The organism is Achromobacter sp. ACRQX (assembly GCF_022346505.1).
In the GTDB taxonomy this organism is placed as follows: domain Bacteria; phylum Pseudomonadota; class Gammaproteobacteria; order Burkholderiales; family Burkholderiaceae_B; genus Achromobacter; species Achromobacter animicus.
This window is the reverse complement of sequence record NZ_JAKRML010000022.1, coordinates 97,729-103,772: the sequence shown is the minus strand read 5'-3', so window position 1 is coordinate 103,772 and position 6,044 is coordinate 97,729. Positions and strand designations below refer to the sequence as shown.

The 6,044-nt window shown below is 62.3% G+C and carries 5 protein-coding genes and 1 rRNA gene; 4 read left to right on the top strand and 2 right to left on the bottom strand.

Annotated features, from left to right (window positions below):
- Positions 1-301: 301 nt before the first annotated feature.
- Positions 302-414, top strand: a 5S ribosomal RNA gene (rrf, locus tag MHZ91_RS19295).
- A gap of 161 nt (positions 415-575) precedes the next feature.
- The gene (locus tag MHZ91_RS19290; protein ID WP_056569333.1) at positions 576-941 is read left to right on the top strand and encodes a hypothetical protein; all 366 of its coding nucleotides are present in this window, start codon (positions 576-578) and stop codon (positions 939-941) included.
- Between the two features lie 471 nt (positions 942-1,412).
- On the opposite strand, the gene MHZ91_RS19285 is transcribed toward MHZ91_RS19290, so the two are convergent.
- Positions 1,413-1,691, bottom strand: coding sequence for an SWIB/MDM2 domain-containing protein (locus tag MHZ91_RS19285; protein WP_006217453.1), 279 nt, complete (start codon positions 1,689-1,691; stop codon positions 1,413-1,415).
- Positions 1,692-1,838: 147 nt separating this feature from the next.
- Here MHZ91_RS19285 and MHZ91_RS19280 point away from each other — a divergent pair, with 147 nt between their 5' ends.
- The gene (locus MHZ91_RS19280; RefSeq protein WP_056569330.1) at positions 1,839-3,032 is read left to right on the top strand and encodes a M20 aminoacylase family protein; all 1,194 of its coding nucleotides are present in this window, start codon (positions 1,839-1,841) and stop codon (positions 3,030-3,032) included.
- Positions 3,028-4,107 (top strand): dihydroorotase, encoded by a 1,080-nt coding sequence (gene pyrC, locus MHZ91_RS19275; RefSeq protein ID WP_218345048.1) that lies wholly within the window; start codon positions 3,028-3,030, stop codon positions 4,105-4,107. The genes MHZ91_RS19280 and pyrC overlap by 5 nt, the downstream gene beginning before the upstream one ends.
- A 103-nt stretch (positions 4,108-4,210) precedes the next feature.
- On the opposite strand, the gene MHZ91_RS19270 is transcribed toward pyrC, so the two are convergent.
- Complete coding sequence (locus MHZ91_RS19270) at positions 4,211-6,037, bottom strand: ATP-binding cassette domain-containing protein (RefSeq protein ID WP_239215236.1); 1,827 nt, start codon at positions 6,035-6,037, stop codon at positions 4,211-4,213.
- Between the last annotated feature and the right edge of the window lie 7 nt (positions 6,038-6,044).

Genomic DNA, 6,044 nt, shown 5'->3' with positions numbered 1-6,044 from the left:
CGAACAGGACAGTGAAACGCCTTTGCGCCGATGATAGTGGACGGACGTCTGTGAAAGTAGGTCATCGTCAGGCTTTTATTGCTCAAAACCCCGCAGGTATCCCCTGCGGGGTTTTGTCTTTAGTGAGAGACCAGGCCGTTGCGCTGGAGGTTGATTGCGCGATTGGCGCGAACCCTTGCGCGGCTGTAAGCGCCAGGTCCCATTGCAGTGCCCCGTAGTGCCCAACAGTGCCAAAGCGGCACTTAAGTAAGACCCAAGATTCGAACGATTGACCCTTGCGTCAATTGCTCAAGCAGCTACGCTTGACGACCATAGCAAGGTGGTACCACTCCTTCCCATCCCGAACAGGACAGTGAAACGCCTTTGCGCCGATGATAGTGGACGGACGTCTGTGAAAGTAGGTCATCGTCAAGCTCTTATCCTCAAAGCCCCACCGGTATCCGGTGGGGCTTTGTCTTTGGTGCGTCACTGGCCTGCAAGCCGCGCCAATGCTGAATGTGCCCAAATAACAACGCGCGTGGGCGGGGTGGCTTTGTGCGGTAAGATTGTTCGAGTCAATTCGTTGGAGCGTTATCGTGAGTGATCCCCAGACCCCCGTGCCCGGTACGACATTGGACCTTCGCACGTTGACCCACGTGGCCTATGGCTTGTATGCCTTGGGCTTTCTGACGAGTGGATTTCTGGGCATTGCCACGATCGCGGCTGTTGTGCTCATGTACCTCAAGCGGTCTGACGCGGCCGGCACCGTCTACGCCGGCCATTTCGACTGGCTGCTGCGTACGTTCTGGTGGGCGTTGCTGTGGCTTGCCATCAGTGGGATCGCGACGCTCATCTTCATCGGCTGGATCGGCGTGGCGGCAACCATTGTGTGGGTGCTGTATCGCCTGATACGCGGTTGGCTGTCGCTGCTGGAAGGCACTGCGCCCACGTCTTACGCCTGAGTTCAGGCTGTACCCTCGGAAAGGCCGGCATTGATGCCGGCCTTTTTGCATGCGCCTCGTGTGACGCGCGAGAACATGCGCGTGGATGGTTCTTGGCTCGCGTGTGCACTCAATGGAATCGGAAAGGACGCGGGCGGGCGCCTTGTTTAGGAGCGGGGCGCTGAGCTTCGATTTAGTTGAGTGCGACGCGCAGGACGCATTCAGAGGCGGCGCGTGCGCCTATCGACGTCGCGTGTGCCGGAGGGGCCATTGAAGTGCGTGAGCATGCAGCTTGTCGGCTTGCAAAGGCGCACCAGTGCTGACGATCAGGCGATGGCGTCGCTATTGAAATCGGGCGGAGATGTCCACGGACGTGGCAATGGGGAACTGCGAGGAGGGGGCTTGCATGGTGGCGTCGAGCTCGCCCGGCCGTAAGCCAGGGCGTCGCGACAATCCAAAGGCAGGGACGTACGCCGTACGCCCTTTGCCTGCTTACTTCAGATGTGCGTTGACCAGTTTGGTCAGTTCGAACATCGTGACCTGATCCTTGCCGAAGATCGGGCGCAGCTTGGCATCGGCGTTGATGTTGCGCTTGTTGCTGGCATCTTGCAGGTTGTGCTTCTTGATGTATTCCCAGATCTTCTTGGTGACCTCGGTACGCGGCACGGCTTCCGAGCCGATGACAGCGGCCAATTCGGCGCTGGGGGTCAGCGGCTTCATGAATGCAGCGTTCGGCTTGCGCGCGGTCGCGGGTTTGGAGGTTGTGGCCATAATGCGGCGCTCCTTCTCTGGCTGTTGGAAAAATTGTCCTGCGGCCGGAGCATAACGTGTCTCTACAGTAAAGACAAAGGCATTTATCCTCTGTAGCAACTAAAATGCACCGACTGTCCCCTCTCTCACGTCATTCTGTAACGTCCTATGTACGCACGTTCTCCGTTGGAATCGATTCGGCTTTTTCATGACGAATTGACGGCGCTCCGGCGCGATTTGCATGCCCATCCAGAACTTGGTTTTGAAGAGGTCAGAACGTCCGGCATCGTCGCGGGTGCGCTGGAAGCGTTGGGCATCGAAGTGCACCGCGGTATCGGTAAAACCGGCGTGGTGGGCGTGATCCGCGGCAAGCGCTGCGACAGCGGCCGCATGATTGGATTGCGGGCCGACATGGACGCGCTGCCCATGACGGAAGACAACACGTTCGGCCACAAGTCGACCAAGCCGGGACTGATGCACGGATGCGGGCACGATGGTCATACCGCAGTGCTGATCGGCGCGGCGAAGTACCTGGCGCAGACCCGCAACTTCGACGGCACGGCGGTGTTGATTTTCCAGCCGGCCGAAGAAGGACGCGGCGGTGCGCGCGCCATGCTGGAAGACGGTTTGTTCGACACGTTCCCTTGCGATGCGATCTATGCCTTGCATAACTGGCCGGGCCTCAAACCTGGCACGATCGGCATCAACCCCGGACCGATGATGGCGGCGGCCGATCGCTTCGAGATCCTGATCACGGGGCGGGGCGGTCACGGTGCGCATCCCTATCAGACGATCGATCCGGTAACGATCGCGGGTCAGATCATCACCGCGTTGCAGACCATCGTGTCGCGCAATGTGAATCCGCTTGATTCGGCGGTGCTGTCGATCGGGTCGGTGCAGGCCGGGCATCCGGGCGCGATGAGCGTGATTCCGCGCGAGGCGCGCATGGTGGGCACGGTGCGCACGTTTCGTAAGTCCGTGCAGGAGATGGTCGAGACGCGGATGCGCGAGCTGGTGAGTGCCATCGCCGGCGCTTTTGGCGGCACCGCTGAAGTGGTGTACGAGCGCATCTACCCCGCGACGCTGAATACGCCGCAGCACGCCAACCTGGTGGCCGACATCGCGACCGAGATGATCGGCAAGGAAAACGTGGTGCGCGACCTGGTACCCTCGATGGGTTCCGAAGACTTTTCATTCATGTTGCAGGCCAAGCCGGGCGCCTACTTCCGTCTTGGCCAAGGCGGCGCCGATTCCGGTTGCCTGCTGCACAACCCGCATTTCGATTTCAACGATGCCGTCATTCCCCTGGGCAGTGCGATGTTCTGCGCGCTTGCTGAACGGGGCATGCCGCTGGCAGATTAAGAAGCCTTCCATGTCTACTCAAAGCACGACTCAACTCACCATCACCCGCCCTGACGACTGGCATCTGCATTTGCGCGATGGCGCGGCGCTTGAAGCCGTGGTCGGAGATACGGCGCGCCAGTTCGCGCGCGCCATCATCATGCCGAATCTGAAGCCGCCGGTCACGACGACGGAACAGGCTTTGGCCTATCGAGGCCGCATCCTGGAAGCGCTTGGCAAGTCGGGCGTCAATCCGGCTTCGTTCACGCCCCTGATGACGCTGTACCTGACCGACAACACGCCCGCTGAAGAGATTGTGCGCGCGCATGAGTCGGGCCATGTCTACGCCGTCAAGCTGTATCCTGCTGGCGCCACGACCAACTCGGACGCGGGCGTGACCGATCTGCTGGGCAAATGCACGAAGGCGCTGGAAGCCCTGCAGAAATGCGGTATGCCGCTGTTGGTGCATGGCGAAGTGACGGATCCGTCGATTGACGTGTTCGATCGCGAAGCCATTTTCGTGGAGCGTGTGATGAAGCCGTTGCGGCGCGCCTTCCCCGCCCTGAAGGTCGTGTTCGAACACATCACGACCAAGGAAGGCGCGGAGTACGTTCGCGATGCGGAAGGTCCGATTGCCGCGACGATTACGCCGCAGCACATGCTCTACAACCGCAATGCCATCTTCCAGGGCGGCGTGCGGCCCCACTGGTATTGCCTGCCGATTTTGAAGCGCGAGACGCACCGTCTTGCGCTGGTCGAGGCGGCGACCAGCGGCAGCCCGCGTTTTTTCCTGGGCACGGATAGCGCGCCGCACGCGCGCGGTCTGAAGGAACATGCCTGCGGCTGTGCTGGCTGCTACACCGCATTGCATGCCATGGAGCTTTATGCGACCGCGTTCGAGGCGGCCGGCAAGCTCGACAAGCTGGAAGGGTTTGCCAGCTTCCATGGCCCCGACTTCTACGGTCTGCCTCGCAATACCGGCACGTTGACGCTGTCGCGCGAGACCTATCAGGTGCCGGAAGAGTTGGCGTTCGGCAACACGACGCTGGTCCCGCTGGCGGCGGGCGAGGCGCTGGAGTGGCGCGCTCACGTCTGAGGACGATCGCGGCTGGCGCCGCATGCAAATGAAAAAGGGGTGAGCGGCTGTGCCGTTCACCCCTTTTTTCCGCCGCGCGGACTATCTATATATAGCAGTCACGTCAAAGCGTGCCATCGCGCCGCGCTTCCAGCAGTTCCCAGCGCGCAAACTTCTCTTCGAGTTCAGTTTCGAGCTTGGCCAGTTCGCCGTTGATGCGGTCGACCTCGGCCGGCGCATCGCGGTAAAGGCTGCCGTCAGCAAGTTGGCCGGCCAATTCAGCTTGCTTCGCTTCGAGCGCGGCAATCGCGTCCGGCAGCCCTTCGAGTTCGCGCAGGTCCCAGGCGTTGATCTTGCCAGCCTTCGCAGGCTTGGGCCGCGCCGCCTTTGCTCGTGCGGCGCCGTCGTCGGCGGGTTTCGCGACCTTGTCGGCCTCAGCCTGCGGAGCGACAGGCGCCGGGCGCTGTGCGACCCATTCGTCGTACCCACCCACGTAATCGCGCCAGTGGCCGTCGCCTTCGTAGGCGATCGTCTGCGTGACCACGTTGTTGAGGAAGGCGCGATCGTGGCTGACGAGCAGCACGGTGCCTGCGTATTCCTGCAGCAGTTCTTCCAGCAACTCCAGCGTTTCGATGTCCAGATCGTTGGTGGGCTCGTCCAGCACCAGCACGTTAGCCGGCCGGGCAAAGAGCCGCGCCAACAGCAGGCGAGCGCGTTCGCCGCCGGACAGGCTGCGCACCGGTGATCCGGCGCGCGCCGGCGAGAAGAGAAAATCGCCCAGGTAGGTCATCACATGCTTGCGCACGCCGCCGATCTCGACCCATTCGCTCCCCGGACTGATGATGTCGACGAGCGAAGCGTTTTCGTCGAGCTGCGCGCGCATCTGGTCGAAGTAGGCGACGGCGACGTTGGTGCCCAGGCGCGTCGCGCCGCTATCGGGCTGCAGTTCACCCAGGATGAGCTTGAGCAGTGTGGTCTTGCCTGCGCCGTTGGGGCCGATGATGCCGATGCGGTCGCCGCGCAGAAGGGTTGTGGAATAGTCGTCGACCACGATCTTGTCGCCGAAGCGCTTGCTGACGTGTTCGAGTTCGGCCACGAGTTTGCCGGAGCGTTGGCCTTCGGCCAGCGCCAGCGACACGTTGCCTACGCGCTCGCGGCGTTCGGCGCGCTGCACGCGCAGGCTTTCCAGGCGACGCACCCGGCCTTCATTGCGGGTGCGGCGGGCTTCCACGCCCTTGCGGATCCAGACTTCTTCCTGTGCCAGCAGTTTGTCGAAACGCGCCTGCTCGAGCCTTTCGGACTCGAGCCATTGGGCCTTGCGTTCCTGCCACTGCGAGAAGTTGCCCGGGAAGCTCAGGAGGCGTCCGCGATCGAGTTCGACGATGCGAGTGGTGACGGCGTCCAGGAACCGGCGATCGTGGGTGATGATGACTGCGGCGCCTTTCCAGGCGCGCAGCATGTCTTCCAGCCAGGCGATGCCTTCGAAGTCCAGATGGTTGGTGGGCTCGTCGAGCAGCAACAGATCCGGCTCGTCGATCAGGGCGCGGGCAAGCGCGACGCGCTTGCGCGTGCCGCCGGACAGGCCGGCGATCTGCACGTCGGCGGGCAGGCCCAGCTTTTCGATGACGGCGCGCGCGCGCGAGGGGCGCTGCCAGTCTTCGTGGTCGCCATCTGCATTGCATACGACGTCAAAGACAGTGGCGTTGTCGTCAAGCTCGGGTTCCTGTTCGACGGTGGCCACTCGCAGACTCGAGCTGCGCGCGATTGCGCCGTCGTCGGGCTGCGTCCGGCCGTCGAGCAGTCTGAGGAGCGAGGACTTCCCTGCGCCGTTGCGGCCGATGAGGCCGATGCGCTCGCCGGACTGGATGGCGAAGTCGGCATGGTCCAGCAGTGGATGGTGCCCATATGCGAGCTGGACGTCGGTCAGGGTGATGAGAGTTTCGAGGGCCATGTAGTGT

Excerpts from the sequence above, each read along its gene's own strand:
- MHZ91_RS19285 (WP_006217453.1), bottom strand. The coding sequence starts at position 1,691 with ATGGCCACAACCTCCAAACCCGCGACCGCGCGCAAGCCGAACGCTGCA.
- MHZ91_RS19280 (WP_056569330.1), top strand. The coding sequence starts at position 1,839 with ATGTACGCACGTTCTCCGTTGGAATCGATTCGGCTTTTTCATGACGAA.
- MHZ91_RS19270 (WP_239215236.1), bottom strand. The coding sequence starts at position 6,037 with ATGGCCCTCGAAACTCTCATCACCCTGACCGACGTCCAGCTCGCATAT.